23 protein-coding genes are annotated in these 17,258 nt (G+C 41.0%); 9 read left to right on the forward strand and 14 right to left on the reverse strand.

Going from position 1 to position 17,258, the window contains the following annotated elements:
- From HWQ38_RS00675 to HWQ38_RS00690, 4 genes are all read left to right on the forward strand, one after another.
- Positions 1-471 (forward strand): hypothetical protein, encoded by a 471-nt coding sequence (locus HWQ38_RS00675; RefSeq protein WP_292789137.1) that lies wholly within the window; start codon positions 1-3, stop codon positions 469-471.
- A 687-nt stretch (positions 472-1,158) separates the two neighbouring features.
- Entirely contained in the window at positions 1,159-2,751 is a 1,593-nt protein-coding gene (locus HWQ38_RS00680; protein WP_292789140.1) for a prenyltransferase/squalene oxidase repeat-containing protein, read from the forward strand.
- Positions 2,752-2,767: 16 nt separating this feature from the next.
- The gene (locus tag HWQ38_RS00685; protein WP_292789143.1) at positions 2,768-3,466 is read left to right on the forward strand and encodes an HAD-IB family hydrolase; all 699 of its coding nucleotides are present in this window, start codon (positions 2,768-2,770) and stop codon (positions 3,464-3,466) included.
- A 59-nt stretch (positions 3,467-3,525) separates the two neighbouring features.
- Positions 3,526-3,714 (forward strand): transposase, encoded by a 189-nt coding sequence (locus HWQ38_RS00690; RefSeq protein WP_292789146.1) that lies wholly within the window; start codon positions 3,526-3,528, stop codon positions 3,712-3,714.
- A gap of 104 nt (positions 3,715-3,818) precedes the next feature.
- On the opposite strand, the gene HWQ38_RS00695 is transcribed toward HWQ38_RS00690, so the two are convergent.
- The gene (locus HWQ38_RS00695; protein WP_292789148.1) at positions 3,819-4,319 is read right to left on the reverse strand and encodes a hypothetical protein; all 501 of its coding nucleotides are present in this window, start codon (positions 4,317-4,319) and stop codon (positions 3,819-3,821) included.
- 774 nt (positions 4,320-5,093) lie between these two features.
- Between HWQ38_RS00695 and HWQ38_RS00700 the strand changes: the two genes are divergently transcribed.
- A complete protein-coding gene (locus HWQ38_RS00700) occupies positions 5,094-5,405 on the forward strand; it encodes a hypothetical protein (RefSeq protein ID WP_292789151.1) in 312 nt (103 codons plus the stop codon).
- Positions 5,406-5,439: 34 nt separating this feature from the next.
- On the opposite strand, the gene HWQ38_RS00705 is transcribed toward HWQ38_RS00700, so the two are convergent.
- Positions 5,440-5,967: a DEAD/DEAH box helicase family protein gene (locus HWQ38_RS00705; RefSeq protein WP_292789154.1), complete on the reverse strand. Its 528-nt coding sequence runs from the start codon at positions 5,965-5,967 to the stop codon at positions 5,440-5,442.
- Between the two features lie 451 nt (positions 5,968-6,418).
- On the opposite strand from HWQ38_RS00705, the gene HWQ38_RS00710 reads away from it, so the two are divergent.
- On the forward strand, positions 6,419-7,168 hold the full coding sequence (locus HWQ38_RS00710) for an SDR family NAD(P)-dependent oxidoreductase (RefSeq protein WP_292789156.1): 750 nt from the start codon (positions 6,419-6,421) through the stop codon (positions 7,166-7,168).
- Positions 7,169-7,307: 139 nt separating this feature from the next.
- Here HWQ38_RS00710 and HWQ38_RS00715 read toward each other — a convergent pair whose 3' ends face one another.
- Positions 7,308-7,553: a hypothetical protein gene (locus HWQ38_RS00715; protein WP_292789158.1), complete on the reverse strand. Its 246-nt coding sequence runs from the start codon at positions 7,551-7,553 to the stop codon at positions 7,308-7,310.
- A 14-nt stretch (positions 7,554-7,567) separates the two neighbouring features.
- A complete protein-coding gene (locus HWQ38_RS00720) occupies positions 7,568-7,894 on the reverse strand; it encodes a hypothetical protein (protein WP_292789159.1) in 327 nt (108 codons plus the stop codon).
- Positions 7,895-8,230: 336 nt separating this feature from the next.
- Between HWQ38_RS00720 and HWQ38_RS00725 the strand changes: the two genes are divergently transcribed.
- Positions 8,231-8,386, forward strand: a complete 156-nt coding sequence (locus HWQ38_RS00725; protein WP_292789161.1) for a hypothetical protein — start codon at positions 8,231-8,233, stop codon at positions 8,384-8,386.
- Positions 8,387-8,716: 330 nt separating this feature from the next.
- A complete protein-coding gene (locus tag HWQ38_RS00730; protein ID WP_292789164.1) occupies positions 8,717-8,995 on the forward strand; it encodes a hypothetical protein in 279 nt (92 codons plus the stop codon).
- A 160-nt stretch (positions 8,996-9,155) separates the two neighbouring features.
- On the opposite strand, the gene HWQ38_RS00735 is transcribed toward HWQ38_RS00730, so the two are convergent.
- From HWQ38_RS00735 to HWQ38_RS00780, 10 genes are all read right to left on the reverse strand, one after another.
- The gene (locus HWQ38_RS00735) at positions 9,156-9,992 is read right to left on the reverse strand and encodes a hypothetical protein (protein WP_292789167.1); all 837 of its coding nucleotides are present in this window, start codon (positions 9,990-9,992) and stop codon (positions 9,156-9,158) included.
- 124 nt (positions 9,993-10,116) lie between these two features.
- Positions 10,117-10,428 (reverse strand): hypothetical protein, encoded by a 312-nt coding sequence (locus HWQ38_RS00740; protein ID WP_292789169.1) that lies wholly within the window; start codon positions 10,426-10,428, stop codon positions 10,117-10,119.
- On the reverse strand, positions 10,428-11,249 hold the full coding sequence (locus HWQ38_RS00745) for a hypothetical protein (protein ID WP_292789171.1): 822 nt from the start codon (positions 11,247-11,249) through the stop codon (positions 10,428-10,430). Before HWQ38_RS00745 ends, HWQ38_RS00740 begins: the two co-directional genes overlap by 1 nt.
- A 65-nt stretch (positions 11,250-11,314) precedes the next feature.
- A complete protein-coding gene (locus HWQ38_RS00750) occupies positions 11,315-13,414 on the reverse strand; it encodes a hypothetical protein (protein ID WP_292789172.1) in 2,100 nt (699 codons plus the stop codon).
- Positions 13,411-14,085 carry a hypothetical protein gene (locus HWQ38_RS00755; protein ID WP_292789175.1) on the reverse strand — a complete coding sequence of 225 codons (675 nt, stop codon included), beginning with the start codon at positions 14,083-14,085 and terminating at the stop codon, positions 13,411-13,413. The genes HWQ38_RS00750 and HWQ38_RS00755 overlap by 4 nt, the downstream gene beginning before the upstream one ends.
- On the reverse strand, positions 14,078-14,323 hold the full coding sequence (locus HWQ38_RS00760; protein WP_292789177.1) for a hypothetical protein: 246 nt from the start codon (positions 14,321-14,323) through the stop codon (positions 14,078-14,080). Before HWQ38_RS00760 ends, HWQ38_RS00755 begins: the two co-directional genes overlap by 8 nt.
- An 11-nt stretch (positions 14,324-14,334) precedes the next feature.
- On the reverse strand, positions 14,335-14,502 hold the full coding sequence (locus HWQ38_RS00765) for a hypothetical protein (RefSeq protein ID WP_292789179.1): 168 nt from the start codon (positions 14,500-14,502) through the stop codon (positions 14,335-14,337).
- A gap of 31 nt (positions 14,503-14,533) precedes the next feature.
- Positions 14,534-14,764 carry a hypothetical protein gene (locus tag HWQ38_RS00770; protein WP_292789182.1) on the reverse strand — a complete coding sequence of 77 codons (231 nt, stop codon included), beginning with the start codon at positions 14,762-14,764 and terminating at the stop codon, positions 14,534-14,536.
- A gap of 67 nt (positions 14,765-14,831) precedes the next feature.
- Positions 14,832-15,509 (reverse strand): hypothetical protein, encoded by a 678-nt coding sequence (locus HWQ38_RS00775; RefSeq protein WP_292789184.1) that lies wholly within the window; start codon positions 15,507-15,509, stop codon positions 14,832-14,834.
- Between the two features lie 3 nt (positions 15,510-15,512).
- Complete coding sequence (locus HWQ38_RS00780; RefSeq protein WP_292789186.1) at positions 15,513-15,881, reverse strand: hypothetical protein; 369 nt, start codon at positions 15,879-15,881, stop codon at positions 15,513-15,515.
- A gap of 439 nt (positions 15,882-16,320) precedes the next feature.
- Here HWQ38_RS00780 and HWQ38_RS00785 point away from each other — a divergent pair, with 439 nt between their 5' ends.
- Positions 16,321-16,599: a hypothetical protein gene (locus HWQ38_RS00785; RefSeq protein ID WP_292789188.1), complete on the forward strand. Its 279-nt coding sequence runs from the start codon at positions 16,321-16,323 to the stop codon at positions 16,597-16,599.
- The last annotated feature ends 659 nt before the right edge of the window (positions 16,600-17,258 follow it).

The raw sequence follows: 17,258 nt of genomic DNA on the forward strand, positions 1-17,258 counted from the left end.
ATGTCAGATAACGTACTCAATCAACTACGCAATAAACGTAATCGCCCGACAGTTGAGCCACGCCAGGATGCACTTGTTCCTAAACTACAACCCCAAACAAAAGAACAAAACGCACCACAACAAATCACCTCCGTTACAAAACTTGTGAACCCAACTGCTGCATCATCTGACACACTTACCGAACTCCAAGCCGAACTCGAAAAATATCCCGAAACTCGACGACATTCAGCGATCGTTTTAGAAAAAGACCTCGACCAAGAATTAACACGATTTTGTAAAGACAGGGGAATCACAGTTGAGGTATTTCTAGAAGCTGCCTGGACTTTTGCTAGTGCCGATAATGCGCTCGTAGAAGAAATCACCACGGAAGCCAAGCGCCGCTATGACCAACGCAAGCGAGTTGGTCAAATTAAACGGTTAATTACAATGTTGAGCAACTCCTCCAAAAAAGATAACGTATCGTCCCAGTGAAAAAGAGGAATAAAATCAGCGATCGCTAATCAAGTGCTGGTTCGGCTTAAAGAGTAGATTAATTTTATCGGTTTAATTGGGCATTTTAACTATAGGGATTATCTCTAATACCAAATTTATGTGAGGCTGCATAGAATAATTCCATCAGCACTACAAGGAGAGTGAGGGAAGCGATCGCCATAGTACCAGTACCACAAGATGGGTCAGATACAGTGCTACGTTGCGATCACCCCAGAATTGTGCAGTAGACAAACGCATACTACATCTGTATTATTGATACAAGTCTTAATTACAAATACTACAAGTCTTCAATGATAAGCAGATTCTCCTCAACCATTAGAAGCTGCTATTAATCTCTCACCATAAATCTTTGAAACGTAGATATAGCAAAGGTTTCCAGACCATCTTGCAGGAAATTACACGTATCTCGGCTCAATACGTAAGGGGGATGCCTGTGATCAGAATTACACCCAACCTATTGACAATGGTTAGTTATTCATCAGAGTATTGTAAGTGATTTAACGGTTCTCAAGGTAATTTTTGCTTACAAAGTCAAATCCGTTGACTAGCTGACATTAAAAAACCATTATCAATACAACTCGTAATTGTAAGCCTTGTAATTCGTGATTAAACTTCATAATTACGAATTACAAGGCTTACAAACGCTCTAATTCACGGTATATATCTATGGAAACTTTTAAAAACTTCTCTGACTCTATAGTCACCTCTTCTGTTTCGCAACCTTTAATGCTGGGTGAGCCAGAACTGCATGGTAAAGTTATAGACTGCCAGAAGAAACTTACACGCTATCTAAAAGACCAAGTGAAAACAGACGGATCTGTTAGAGATGTTTGCAAGAGCCGTGTGCTTGAATCCTCGTTGATGCTCCACTTGCTTACTATACAAGAAATATATCCAAATTATCAGTATCAACTCACTCACTACTTAACTACTCAACTTGACAAAGAGCATAATAACAAGTTCCACAAGGCTCTAATTCTTGGAGTATTGCGTAAAAGTACATCTGAAGATGCACAAGTTGTTGAAGATTATATGACAGGCTTTCAGCATTTTACAGCAAGCCGTAAGCGCGTGCTGTTCCGTGCAATCCTAGCAGAACTACGGGTAATACCGTATGACAGCCAATATCAGATAGAACACTTCTGTTATCGTAGTTATCAAAGTTGGGTTGCAGCTGAAATATGCGCTCTCAAAGTTCTATACGCTTTTGGTTTAAACCACCAAAAGTGGGTCAACCATGATGACGTAGAATTTCTGCTGGCAACGCAGAACAATAACTCCATTTGGGAAAAACATGTTCTAGCCAATATTATTATCTTATTGGCACTTCAGAAGTTTCCAGAACACGACCATGTAGTTTTAAAGGGAATTAACAATTTGCTAAGTTGTCAAAACTCAGACGGCGGTTTCCCTTTTATTGCTAGTTTTGAGATTTTCTGTACAGCAACTGCTGGAGTAGCGTTAACTGATACTGGAGTTGACGTTGACACTCTATTACAAATGGCTGAGTATATAGCAGGACAACAACAGTCAGATGGCGGATGGGCGTATGCAGAGGGTGTACGTCAGACTGATGTAGATGATACTTCTTTCTGTGTAGAGTTTTTACGGGCAGTTAACCCGGAAAAATATAAAGAATACATTTCAAAAGCAGAGGCGTACCTTCTCGCTATTCAGAATGAAGATGGTGGATTTCCTACCTTTGCACGTGGTAATCCCTCTGAAATTACCATGACAGCAGCAGCTCTTAACGCATTAGCTCCTCGATCTGCTGAGTATACAAACGTCTTCGAGTTTGGACTGCGCTACATCACCAGCCAACAAAAGTTCGACGGTTCTTTTGAAAGGAGCTGGAGTCTGAGCGAAGCACAGGCGATTTTCCGTTCAGTGTTAGCAATGCGTACCTGTAAAGTTGTTCGATCAGCGCAGCTTTTAGAAAGTATTTATACAGCAGAAGCGAAAGCATTAGACTACCTGCGTAAATCTCAAAACAGCGATGGCGGTTGGGGTCATCAATTAGGTGACGCGAGCGATGTTATCAGTACCTCATATACCCTAATTGCCCTAAGCAGTCTTGGTGATGCCGAAACATTAAGGCGAGGTACACATTACCTGATGCTACAGCAGGATGAAGAAGGGAAATTCGTCTCCATACCAGATCAAGCAGCTCCCCGGCCTATAGCTTATGATGTCCCTATTCTCACTAGTATCTTCGCGCTACTTGCTCTTAAGTACACTGCTGCCGTTATCACAGAATAATATGCGAAGGAACGATATGAAAGTTGCTGCCTTAGATATTGATGGAACTCTGTATCCTGGTGCTTTAGGGCTTCAGTTACTACAAGCACTAACGGCAAATGGTATTAGTGATAAGTCAAAGAGCGAGGATGTTTTTAAAGTAGTTGAAAAATATCACTTCAATGAAATTGACTTCCAGACGATGGCAACTAGCGCTTATACTCTCTTTGCAGAGGCTATTGCAGGTATCTCACAAGCTGTAATGCAGTGTATTGCGAGGCAAGTATGGCAACAAGAACGAACCAAACTATTCCCTTTCGTTCCGAAACTCATCGACATTCTCAACAGCCAGGGATATTCCCTTGTATTAATTTCAGGTAGCCCGGATGAAATCGTGTGTTGCCTAGCTGAGGAGTTTGGGATTTCAAAATACCAAGGCTCAATTTTCGCCACTCACCAAGGTAAGTACACTGGAAAAGTAAATCTCTTGTCAGGATCTCTCGGCAAGAAGTACTCTATTTTTTTACAGATGATTAAGGATTGGAGGGTAAATTTGGAGGAATCCCTTGCCATAGGTGATTCAATAACTGATACGGCGCTGCTTCAGATCGTCGGTAAACCTGTAGTGTTTGAACCTCATCCATCATTAATGTTGATTGCACAAGAGAAAGATTGGCTTGTTACCAACCGGAATGATATTGTCAAAGATATAATCGAGTTAGAAAACCCTTTATAGAACCCATTTGACATCTTATGAGGTTTTGAATTAAGGTACTCCTCAGCATCTAAAATCCAATGCTAATGGCGTATTCCAGCGACCTCACTGATACAGAATGGGAAATTTTTGAACCCTTATTGCAAGAGATATTACCGACTAAGAAGCAGACTCGACCGACCAACTGGACAAAGCGAGAGATATTCAATGGAATTCTCTATCAACTGAAAAATGGGTGCAATTGGCAAGGAGCAACCAGCACCAATTAGCGATCGCTGCAAAATTTCCTGCATCTACTCTAACTCGAGATAAAATACACTAGAAAATGCAGTAACAATTTGCAGTAATATTTTCCCGATTGGGGAATTAGCATTTATTTCACCGGATGGTACAGCCCATCTTTTGCATTCCATTCCCAAGCTATGCCCCTTGGGTCACGATTACGAGTCCAGCGGAGAAATTCTTTATCGCTCTTGTTTTCTCGCTCAGTTGCGAGGCTCGACGGTGTTAAACCTAGTCGCGGTGCTAGGTTTTGGGCAGGTAATGCAAGGAGTTCAACTTGGGGCTGTTGGTATGGGTACGCTTGTCTTCTTTGTTTGGGTTGACTATTGTATCGAGTTGATGAAATAGCCCGTTCGATGAGTTCTAGTTTTTTGGTCATTACGTCGAGCTTCTTCTCTAGCTGCAAAACCGATTTACTGCTTGGGGTATCGATATCAATATTGCTATCAAACCCAGATATTAATTCCTCTAAGCCTTGCAGCAAGGCAATTGTATGTCCCTCTCTGTGCAGTTTGGATAGTTCTCTGACTACTGGAATTAAGGCAGTCGGGACGCGAATCATTTCGCTTGGTGGGGTCTTGTCGTCAGCCATTTGATATCAGTTTTGATAGCAATGAACTGATTGTAGAGTGAAAGTGTTGCTTGCTGGCGTTAGGCATCGCTCATTGGCAGATTTACAAGCGAACGCGAGTAGCGCGTCTCGTAGAGAGGAAACTTGAGCTTCAGGGGGGAGCAATCGCTCTTGTATTGAAAAACTAGACATCCCCTCAAAAATGGTGATGATTAATTTAATTTGCAATCTTTTTCTAAAATTTATGCGTTTAATCATCAGTCGTTTTCAGGCTTTGGCTTTTGCAACTCTCTCTTATCTCCTTTATCTCCATCCACCCCGCCGTGACAATTACCTAATAAGGTGATTGAGGATTGAAACGAGGGCTTAGAGACTGATATAAATGCTTCTCCATTTGGGAAACTTGTAGTGAGAAGATAATTTGATAAATTCTCACTTGCATTAATCCTTCAGGTTACAGATAAATTATATTCCTCGCCTTTAAAAATCATTATCCTCGATTCAAGAGATTGTGTACTGAAATATCAGGTAAATACCGCAGAGTTTTAGACGGTTTTTCTTGCAGTAGTTAAAATCTTGCTTTGAAGGGTGTATGAGTAGCAGCGATCGCAATCCATAACCGAAGCCTGGATTAATGAAGACTTCCAGGCTTTGCTTATACCTCCAATGACTGTTGGTTGTCAATATATAATTATGAACAGACGAATTTTAGTTCTATAGGATGCCGCCAGGGGCGATCGCACTTTTGGTGAATGAGGGAGAAAATTTTTTTGCAGCTAATTTGACAAGTCTGTTATGAAAATTCATGCTCCGATTTATCTACAAATTTATGAGCGCGAAGGAGCGGAATGGTTTTTCCACGGCGGAAAGACATTTTACAATCCGCGAGGGATAAAAACGGATTTTGAGTCAATTTTGGCTATGCATGACCTGACTAAGATAAAAGTGCTAGTGTCCATGTTCCGCATTAATGGTGGCAAAGCTGGTTATTATCTAGCTGATCTTAGGAATAAGAGATATTATTACTGCGGTCGGGCTTTGTCCGATGTCAAGTCAAAGTTACGAGAATTAGGTATTGGTAGAGATGAGCCAAGTCATGACTCGTGATGATTGCATAAATTCCCCGTTAGGGGAACGGGCATTAATTCTTTAAACTGGATATTAATTCTTTGGTCTTAATTGAGCAAATCAGGTGGTCGAAAATATCTCGCAGTCCGTAACCATCTTCACGTCTTGGTGTCGCTGTCAATCCCAAAATGAGTGCATCTGGATAAGCATCCAACAATTTACGGTAACTATTGGCTGAACAATGGTGAGCTTCATCAATAATCACAAGCTTCGCTATTGGGTAAGTTTGGCGATGAAAAAGAGTTTGGATACTGGCTACTTGAATTAAGGAATCAGTTGGCTTGTATCCGGCTTTGATGATTCCTGGTTGTACTCTTGTGACTGCCGTCACTTTCTCGCTCGCCTGGAGAATTAATTCTTCCCTGTGCGCCACTACCAACACACCTTCACCTTGGGCTACAAATTCAGATGCGATTGCAGCAAAGATAATAGTCTTGCCGCCACCCGTACTCAGTTGCAATAATACTTTTCTAATTCCAAAAGACCAAGCAGTAAAAGTTTTTGAAACTAAATCTTGTTGGTAATCGCGCAGAATCAACATTTCTTTTGTATGTCACCCCTTGTTCTAATTGCAAATGTCCTGCTTTCTTTATAATACCCATCGGGTACATAACAATTTTTCTGACTGTTCTGCATTCATGCGATGTCATGAATGACAAGCTTAAATCCAATATCCTTTACCATCAGCCAAAAACCCCTGATGTAGCGCTTCTTAAAACCGGAAAAATAATACCGGATGCGTTAGCGTAGCTCGTCCACAAACTAAGCAGTTTGTCATCAGAAAATTAAACACCAAGGGAAAACTTGTTGCCAGGGCTATACCTGTGATTTAATACCTGCGGCAGTTATTGGGTGAATATTACTCACTCGCAGGAGAGACTTATCTGTTTTCCGGTCGCAGTGATGAATACCTCAGCTAATGTAAATATAAATTGGGGCAATTTCAATGATCGAGGCATCTAGCCAGACTAAAGACTGTGGAGAAGCTAACAATGGCTGGTAAGTTAACTGACAAAGTGGCAATTGTAACAGGGGCATCGTCTGGTATTGGCGAGGCTACAGCACTGGCGCTGGCAGTCGAGGGCGCTACAGTAGTGATTGCTGCCCGTCGGAGCGATCGCCTGCAAACCCTAGAAGCCCGTATTACTGGCACTGGTGGAAAAGCCTTATCCATTACGGCTGATGTTTCAGATGAGGCGCAGGTAGAAGCATTGGTGAACTTTACTCAAGTAAAGTTTGGCAGAGTTGATATTCTCATCAATAATGCAGGGGTGATGCTGTTAGGTCTGATTGACGGTGCAGATACAGAAGACTGGCGACGCATGATCAATCTCAACGTATTGGGATTGATGTATGCCACTCACAAAGTTTTACCGTTGATGAAGGCACAAAGTGCTGGGCATATCGTTAACATTTCATCGGTTGCAGGTCGAGTTGCTAACGCTGGAAGCGGTGTCTACAACGCCAGCAAATGGGCGGTTGGTGCGTTTTCGGAAGCACTTCGCAAAGAGGTCTATCAAAATAACATCCGCGTCACGATTATTGAACCAGGGTTAGTGGCAACAGAGCTACCGCAGCACATTACGCATCCCGCCGCAAAAGAGCAGGCGAAAAACTTTTACGGTTCGGTCAAAAATTTGGAGAGTGAAGACATTGCCAATGCGATCGTCTATGCCGTCACACAGCCAGAACATGTTAACGTCAACGAAATCTTGATCCGCCCGACTGAACAAGAACGGTAGTCTGCGGCGAGATATCCAAATCATTTGGCTTTTGAAAAGTTGGCGATGGCGCTGTTTCTCCCACCGTAGGTGATCACATCCGATGTGGGAGTCAGCCAATATTAGAGAAGCCTTATTGGTGATTGGTTTCAGTTTCCCATCAAAGAATATCGCCGTAAACTTGCTTAATAGCCTCCAACCACAATTCTTTCGGCACTAATTTGACTGCTTCAACCAACCCAAAGGACTGGAGCGACATGGCTAGTAGTTGCTTGGCATCTTGCTTAGACTGTCCCATGTATCCATCTCTGAGTTCTAATTTTTCAGGGCAACGGGCAACGAAATCATCAAACTTGAGTGGCTGTGGTGACAAACCAATTTTTTCTAAATCTTTTTTCTTAACCATAGTTTTGAACGGGTCTATGAACTTGCGCCAGCCTCAGATACAGCAGCACCTACCTCTAGTTTCACTTCTTTCGGCTTCTTCTCAAAAATTTGAATCCCAGCATCAATTACCAGGAAACTACCGTCTGCTGCACGACCAAGCTTACCTGACACAGTACCAGCCCAGTCTGCAAACTCAGCCGTGTTGCTTTCAGCTTTCCGCCAGCTTTTGGCGTTAATTTGAGCGGTGAAGACTATGCCATTCTGGTCAGTCAGTGAGATTTCAACTTTTTTGTTTTCGGCTGGTGTGGCTGTTGGTAGTGAACCACTAAATTTAATTATGACCTCGCTCTTCGCTTCCATTGCTTACCCCAAAGAATCAGAAAATCAGATTTCCCATCCTGATTTTATCAAGCGATGGAAGCCAACGCACAAAGTATGCGCCATATCTATCTATCCATTGTAATCAGGGAAGCTTTGGCAATATTAGAGTAATTCCATAAGTGTATATTTTTGGAATTAGGGAATTGCTCAACATTTAGCAACTCTCAATATTTTTGGGGGGCAAGAATAAATCCCAGCCCAGATATCAACCATCTGTTGCCCAAATATGTGTATATCTGGAAATAGTTAAGTGCAACTTATTAATCAACGACAGAATCAGCATGACAGTGTAATACCCAGACTGCGACTATCGTGATGGGCTACGCGCCTCTAAGAGCGATCGCCAGAATAACCTTCGCCACCGCTTTAGATATGGGAAGCACCGATAATCGATTTCCTGCTCTTACCACAATTAATTCCTCAAAAACCAAACGCCCTCGGACTCAACCTTGGGCATTTGGTTCCTATTGAAGCGCTTTCATGCCAAAGCCTCTATTCATCTAAATTTACCAAATTGCGAAACGGATTTTATCAATGATGGTGTAGCTATTTTAAATAGTACGAAACTTCGTACTAAAGCAAGAAAACTGCATTCCACTCCTGCACTCAACCTACTAAAGATGATGCCACATCTGATTACAAAAGTTAACTTGGATTATCCTATAAAATAGAGGCTTCCTGCCCCATCTGGGCTTTAGAGACTTAAAGCTTTATAGATAAACAATGCTGTAGTTTCTTAGTTGCAATCCCTTATTCATGACTTTAAACTAGGAATAACCTATCGGCAAATTAGAATCAATTATGAATATTAAAGAAGCGATAGAAATACTAGAATCAAACTTCAAAGGGTTGAATATTGTTAAAGCTGAATATTTTGAAGATTTAGATGAAATAGAAAAGTTCTCTCGTTGGTGGAAATTTACTTCTGGATTTCCTTCTCGCGGCAGCAATGATGGAGAAGGTGATATATACGCTGTTGATTATTTTACGGTAAATTGTCGTACACACGAAATTGACATGGACAGCGATTTTTACTATGAAGATGGGACTCCCTATGACCCTAATAGAGTAAATATATAGTACCAAATAGGTAATATCAGCAGAAGCGATCGCTGTTACTTTGCAAAAAAAAAAGGTTTTTTTTGTGATTAGATACGTTTATCCCCAACAGCCAAAAGCCCTCGGATTACACCTTGGGCATTTGCTTCATATTGAAGGGCTTTCAACCCCCGCCAACAATTTAGTTAATTAACGTATAACCACTATATTGTTGCGCTCGTGCTATAAACCAATCCAGGAAATTGGGGAAAGTATCAAAATTAACTACATCTCGGACATTGAATTCATAAAGCATCCCAAAGCGTGAAAAAAATATCCCTAGACGCTTTAACTCAATGGCATCCTCTTCCTGCTTTCTCTGAATAACCGACAAAGTATAGTATCCCATCAACTGATGAAAGCCTCTGAGTTCCAGCTTAAGTTCTTTAACGGTTTTAAAATCCACGAGCAAATCATCAAGGATTAAATCGCCATCGGCGGCACGAACTAATTGGGCAGCTTCCGTCCAAGTAGGATTCAGAATTGTCTTCTCCGAAGACTTAAAAAGATCAGGCTTTAATAACGAAACTAAATTTCGCAAATCCTGAACATCTTGCTGATTAATTGCTGACCAGCCATCATGAATATAACCCGCCCTCATAACTGCATCTAGCCTTCCTAGCAATAGGGCTGATTGGAGCAATTCATTTGTGAATTGTCCATTGGTCAAGAATTCTTGGTAATTGTTACGGGCTTGATCTATAACATTTTTCGCTTGGTTAAACAAATCATTTTGACCCCTACGGTTAAAATGACGCAAGGCATACTCAGCAATCCATTCTAATTCCTGAGCGTGAGGATTTTGATACTTAATATAGAACCGCAGTAAATAATCGAATGCGGTTCCCACAAGACGAACATCACTACCATTCGGTGCAGCAGCCAATATTTCTTGTTTTAGATCCAGTTTGGGCTTCAGGAATTCTGCTTTAAATCTTGCCTTAACATCTGGTAATTCAATAAAGTCACTAAGGCTCATAAATCAAAAAGTGCTTTAAATCAATGACAAAACGGATAAATCAAAACCAGCCTAATTAAATTGGCTAGGGAAATATATGATGAATTCTCATTGACTTTTTGACAACGATATAGATTATCGGCATCTAATAATCATCAAGGGTACACAGTAGAGCTTGCAAGAACTCTGGCAGGTATTCATACTGCTGTAAAATAATATCGGCTGTAGTCAAATACCATAAATGGTAGGTTTGGGGATTTTGATGAGTACGCCCTTGAGAAAACCAGGTGTTGACAGTTCTCAGATCAACCCGGCAAACTTGAGCGATCAATTGCCGATTAAGATCCCAAGTAGCAACAAATTCCTGAAGATCCAAGATTGGTTCAGCATAAATATATGCTTTCAACCGTTTCAATTGAAGGGTAGTTAAAGGTCGAGGTGATTTAGGACTACTCATTAAACCTTACCCAACAGGCATTCGACTTCATCTTCCCAAGCAAAAGTTGCTTTTACCCAAGCAGCACTAGTTGAGCTTTCATCTAAAAAAAGAATATAGCGGTACACCCATTGGCAGCGATGAGCAGCGTAGCAGAGGTAATAGCCAATTAATATCCCCCATTCACTAGCGCCATCAATGGGAGTTAGGCGAACTCTATCTCCAATAGCATAGTACGGTGATGGGGTTTCTGATAGATTAGGAAGGTGCAAGGATTGAGGATATTCCAATGTGATGGGCGCGGTAAAAGCATCAACTGAATGTGCGGTACGAATACTATGAAGATAATTGCTGACAAGTTCAAAGTTAATCGCTTGTAGTGACTGTTTTATCAGTAAGGCAGCAATTAAACTAGACTCGGATTCAGTGAGGATAGGATATATCTGTTTTACTGTTTCTAATAAATTGGTGAGCGCAAAATCCTCCAGCGCTTGAGAATAACCTTTTTGATAAGCCAACTCACTTACAGTTGAAGTAGGACTTGGTGTTTTAGTCATCTTGTTATTTGAATGCGAACGCACATAGATAGTTACCGCGACTGTTGCAAAATTTGTTAATTTTTCTTGTGGCTGGATCACAGTGTCGCCACGACAAGGTAGAGTTTCAACTTCAATAAAAGCGTGGTCTTCACTCTCACGCATCTGCTCACCAAAAATAGTTTCTATGATATCCTCTCCATCTAAGACGCTGCTTATATTTAATTTATCCTGAGTAAAATGAACATAAGCTCTTATTTTTATTCTCTGTGGGTCTTTATAACTGTTTATTTCTTCGTCTACCATGATTTAACTCCCTGGTTTTAATTCTGTAGTGAAGAACAGTTTAGAGACTTATTCAGGTCATCAAACTAAAGTGCTAAAGAGTAAGTATTCCCGCAGTCCTTGCACTTAAATTTTTGTGTGCTTTTTGTCTTGCCATTTTTGACCTTGTGGATAGATCCACATTTAGGGCAGACACCCCCTATAGTTAAATCAACGTTGACATCACCACCTTTATTTGCAAGGCTTTTAGAACTATCTGTTGATTTCTGTTGATGGTTATCCACGCGGATATCATTCTCGGCTACCTCCGGTGCATTGCTTAAAATTGTGTGGTAATTGTAGCTGTCAAAGTTGGGTAGCTGAATAAACTGGGGTAGCCCACTGAGGGGAATAACTAAGGCGAATCGATAAGCTGAAGCGTCTGTAAAAACATCCAAACCTAACTCATGATTTTTATAATCACAGTACTCTTGAATCTTTTTGTATTGCTCAAGTAATCTGGATTTATCTTCAGTAGTTACAGTTTTGAGTTTTTCTATAACCCCACCAGCATTTGAGCCAATGTGCAGTTGTACGGCATTATTCCAGTTGGAATGAGTAAAGCCAGGTATTTCATTGGCATCTGAGGACTGGCCAATGTAGATAACGCCTATATCAGCATGGCTACCTTCTTTCAAAGAAAATTTAATCAAGTCCTTGAATTCATTGCCTTTGAGACTAGAAATAGTATTGTCCAGTTCATCAAAAATGTAGAGAACGAAGCGATGGTTTTTACTATTCCGGCGCTCATCAATTAACTGGCACAGTTCACGCATTCCCACTAGGTTGTCTTTATGGGAAGTACCTTGTTTAGGCATATCCCAGTAGTCTTTTTTTGAACCATGCTGAGGATCGTAGAGGCGAATCTCACCATTGCCCCGACGTGAATTAAATATTGCTAGTGCTAGATTCTTGGCAGTTGGCGACTTTCCACCAGTAGTGCCAGCAGTGATTCTAACTCGTTCCCATTTTTTAACAAAAGACTCAAACTTGCTGGCGGGAATCCACAATCTATTAATTTCATCTTCTTTGAAGGCTGGCTCCCGGCGGTAACTAACCACAATACAATCAGTTATTTCTAGCTTCCGAACTGATGTAATTTTGAATATTCCCAGCTTTTTAGCGATTGCCTGAGATTCCTTCTTAATGGCCTCCACAATAGCTTGAGAGTCAACAGAGCATGAATAACCATAGCCGACATCTACAGCACCATCACCTTTTACTTGAAAACCTTTAACACTTAAAGCTAACCGAATATCACTAAATAAAGTACGCGCTATTTCATTGGCAATTTTCCCATTGATATCAAAACCAAATTCCCCATACAGAGGTTCTGCTAAATCACCCTGCAATTGCTGCTGTAGTTGTGCTACACGCTCATTGAGTAATTCTATTTGACTAAGATAATTTTGTTGTTCTTCGGAGATTGCCTTACTGACTTCATCCAAATTATCGTTGTAACTACTCGCTAAACTCTTGATAATTTCAGCTTTGCTCTGGTGTCCGTGCGCGACTTTCTCACCCCAGTTTTGCAGTCGTCTGAATAGCTGCATAGTTTCACTGGTTATCGCGTCATGCTCTTGATAAATCTTTTCCAATTCTTGAGATTTAGCAACCTGGAAACGTTGATTAGCCTCGGTTTCTACTTGACTTTTAAAGTTAAACTCCCATTGCTCAGTTTCACTTTCCAGATATTCAATGCGTTGGGCATCTTTTTGAGTCCTTGTAGATAATTCATTTAATTTTCCCTGTAATTGGGCAATTAAACCTGTATTTTCTAGTTTGTTGTGACCTAACGAGTTTATGGTATTTCTTGCTGACTTAAGCTCATCCTTCAGGGATTCCAATTGGCTATTCACATTAACTAGTCTGGATTTACAGTTGTCAAATTCCCTAATTACTTTATGCAGTGTTTGACCTGCTTGTTCGTTCTTACTTTCGGCATCGTTCAATAGCCTCTGTGATTTAGTATCCGCAACAAGATAACTAATAAAACTCGCTGGTAATGCTCCCACACCAAGCATAGATATTATTTTGGCTGTATCGTTGGCGAAACCTCCAGAAGCGATGCCTGCGGCAGGCTGCGCCAACGCCAAGCCAGCGCACAAGCCAAAAGCACTTAGCCCTAAGCTGTGAGATAATTTCATTCTTTCACCTCCAGATAATCGCCTAACTGTGCTTTAAAGTTTGCCAAGTTTCCTTGTGATTCAACAGTCTTTAGCCTTAATTCCTCAGCTTTTATTTGTGCTTGCAACAGCTTTTGATTTAGCTCATCTTTGCTGTAAACAGAGATATTCGTGTCGGAGATCGTTTTAACTTGGCTGACATCCAAGGAAACTGACTTCTGGGTAGTTACTTCTTTTTGATTGAGGTAATCCAAATAATTACCTTTGACTTTCTCAATTTCGGTAGCAGCCTGAACACCACTGCCAAAAGCCCGTGAGTGTTTAGCAATTACAGTAAATTTCTCGCGTGTCAGGTCTAGCGCGGCTCCCGTCAATTTCAGCGATCGCGTTGCACCTTCATAGATTTTCATCCCTTTGTCAAGCTGGCTTTGAGTTGCTTGTGGGAGATTATCAGGAGGATTAAGGGGATCTGAAATATGATACTGATTAGGCTGGAATGGTGGCATCATTCCCGGTATTAAATCCGGCGTGACTGTCAGCAAACCAGGAATGCGAGTATCTATGGGAATTGTGCTAGATGTGGCAGAAGCGGGAGACATGGAGTTATTGCTAGATGACCCGTTTCTCTTGCCTCCTGCTAATTTTTGCGCTACAGTTTCGGCAGCTAATTTTGTCGTGTCGATTTTAGCCATTGTTGAAGAACTTTCTGGTATTTAGTAGGGATTGGTATTGAATTTGCAACTGCTGAAATGCTTTATCGATTTCGCTAAACTCCAGCACCAGTTGCTCATCTAAGTCATATTTTTTTAGGACTTGTTGTAACTCCGCCTGATCCGTCTTGGCATCCTGAATTTGGCTATTTAAGTCATCCTGCATGGTAGTATTGACGGGTATCTGATGCTTAAAAGCTCTCATTGATTTTGAGAGCATCAATTCTCGCTTTACTTGTTAGCGGTTCTATTCTGTGATGTCGGCTGTGGCTGAGGATTACGAGAAGTTGTCCCAAATGCACCAAACGCTGTAGCGCATAATATCGCCAGTCCTGCTATCATCAATAGTTTTGATAGATTTGCCAATTGTTGTCTATCGCCAGAAAAATCGATTTTCACGATCCCAACTCCTTTGTATTTTTCGCAATAATCATTCTGCGAAACCTTCAAACTCAGACACTTCTAAGTCAGCAGTAGCAGCCCATTGCAGATAATTAAAATATTGCTTAACGTCACCGATCGCAACGTCACAATCAAAGCGCAAACCTTTAAACTCTGGATGTTGGCGGATTTGTACGAGTAATTCTTGCGCTTGAGAAACTAACTCTGGCAAGGAATGACTATTTATCTCTGGTTGAATTCCGAGAATTATACTTGTCATAAGCTGAATAATTTTTCTAGTAACCAGTTAGTGAAGTCCAAAGGGGATAACAGAATGTTGATCGCTCTCACACGATCAGCTTTTTTCCCAGATCGCTGATAATTCCCTCAATCTCTAGAGTGAGATCACTTTCATCTGAGGTAATCTGCACAGGTTCTTTAGCCAAACTCGTTAAATCCCTAATCGCTCCCAAATATCCTTGCTTTTGGTACTGCCAGCGCTGGTTAATGCTCTCTACTAATTCCGCATCTCGCGCCGCTAGGTTATTTAGGATCAGTTGATTTTTAACTTGGGCGATAGCATCTACTAATTCAACTTCTTGCCCCGCTTGCCTCGCTAGTTGGTCAATTAGGGTGAGTTGGGCGTTGGATGCGGGAGATTGGATAGGTTGCGCTAAATGTTGCTGTTGTTGGCTGACAGAGAGGGTACTTTCTGGCTGTTCTGTGGCTAGGTTAGATACTTGTTCTGTGAGAGTTTCGGTATTTTCGGGCAATTCTGAGGTACTGCTAGCTTCATCCGGCAACTGTGATCCTGTGTCGGGTAACTGTGACTGTGTGCCTTGCAACTGCTTAATTGTCGCTTGGTAATCAAGCATAGGAATAGCTTTTACAGTATCAAAGTCATCTGGGCGGACATAAGAGAGAGCCAACCTAAAGGCTGTTTCGTTCTGTCCAGATTCAAGCAAAGCTTCGTTAATGGTGATTGTATCTGCCGTTGCTGCTGTGCTTTTTTTCCGTAATGCCATGATTTACGCTCCCTTTTGTATTTTTTGGATTTGCTGGAATGATTGTTCATAGCGGTATCTAGAAAAATCATTCGGGTTTTTGGCGATATAACCTTTCACACGATCGCCACGCCGCAACTGTGCCATCAGCCGACCTACACGACTTAAAACCCATCCTTGATAGGGTGACAAGGGCGATTCACGGTCAACGCTTCCATCGTGGGCTTTGGGGTAAGCATTCCGAAAAGACTCTATTCGCCAAAATGCTATGTTTTCCCAAATCACAAGGGTAGAACGGGCAACTCCTAAAACTTCAGCCAAATGTGTCTTTGTAGCTGGAAAGTCAAGGAATAAATCTAAGTCTGTGGAATGTTTGCTCCGTCTAGGTTTCATGGGTTTACTACAATAATCAATTTGAATGAAATATTAACTAGCTAACAATCACAATAAGTACACATCAGGATGTAGCACCCAAATGCTAAACCCCTGACTCTGTAAGTCGTTGGGGTACTTGTGGGACGCTATTCAGTGGCTTCTTGTTGATCGATTGCTAACTATAAGGTATGTTAGGCTATATAGGTCGGTTATGTCAACACGGTCAGGTAGGGTTTTTCAGATAACACAAAGTAAGCCAAAATAGGTTAGCTAGCGTTACTGTCCTATATGCGATATTTATGTCAGAAGACAAAACCGTAAGTTTTAGAGTTTTCCTGGACGACTCGGAAAGGACATTATTTAAAGTTGCCTGTGCCGAGGAGAAAACAACTATGAGCCAAAAATCTAGAGAATTGATTAGTGAATGGGTAAAAACTCGTAAAAAAGACAAATAAACATGACAGAAGCACAAATCCAAGATATTTACTCACGCTTAGACAGTCTTACATCTGAGGTCAACTCACTCAAATTGCTTACTGGGACAATTGGCACGAGCCAAGCAGCGATCGCTCAAATCTATAGCAGGCTGGATATCTTCGCGGAAACCACCAACAGCAATTTTGCACAAATTAGCCAGCGTTTTGACCGTGTTGAAACTGTGCAAGCCCAACAATCCCAACAATTAGCGGAGATTTTGCGGATACTGCGCGATCGCAATGGCGGAAGTGGATTGTGAATAAAAACTTGCTCACCATTCTCAATAAAGGTTGCACACCCCCTATGTGCATAGTTAAAAACTTAAATCTGACTATTGAGAACTCCAAACAATGCTGCCAGAATCTAACTTTTATCGACTTTTAAGTAGGCTTTAACCCAGTAGTAGCAAGGACTTTAGTGTTTTAAAAGGTCAGGTGCAAATACTTGAGAAATCCAAAAAATGACTAGAAAATTACTGGCTATTGTCAATAAAGGTTGCATACCCCCTATATGCAATTGTTGGAACAAATTTGTTCACTATTCTCAATAAAGAATGCACAAGCGCTTGTGCATTCTTAGAAACTTAGATTGGACTTTTGGAGACTTAAACGATATTACCGAAGTCTGACTTTTCTTGATTTGAGATTAGGCTTAAACCCAGATGTACGTATGGTTCGACTAATTAAAGAGTTTAACTGTAAATACTTGAGGAATTGAAATAATGATTAAAAAATTACTAGCTATTTTAAATGGAGAATCACAAGCGCTTGTGTCATCGGAGAAACTTGACTTGTATTTTTATAATGTCCAAAATATATTATTCTATATGTACTTTTCTCGATTTAATGGCGGACTGCAACTCAGTCACACAAGGGTTTTCAGGGAATTAGAAGTTGAATGACAAATGCTTAAAATAAT

The sequence above is a fragment of the Nostoc sp. NMS7 genome, from assembly GCF_017115085.1.
In the GTDB taxonomy this organism is placed as follows: Bacteria; Cyanobacteriota; Cyanobacteriia; order Cyanobacteriales; family Nostocaceae; genus Nostoc.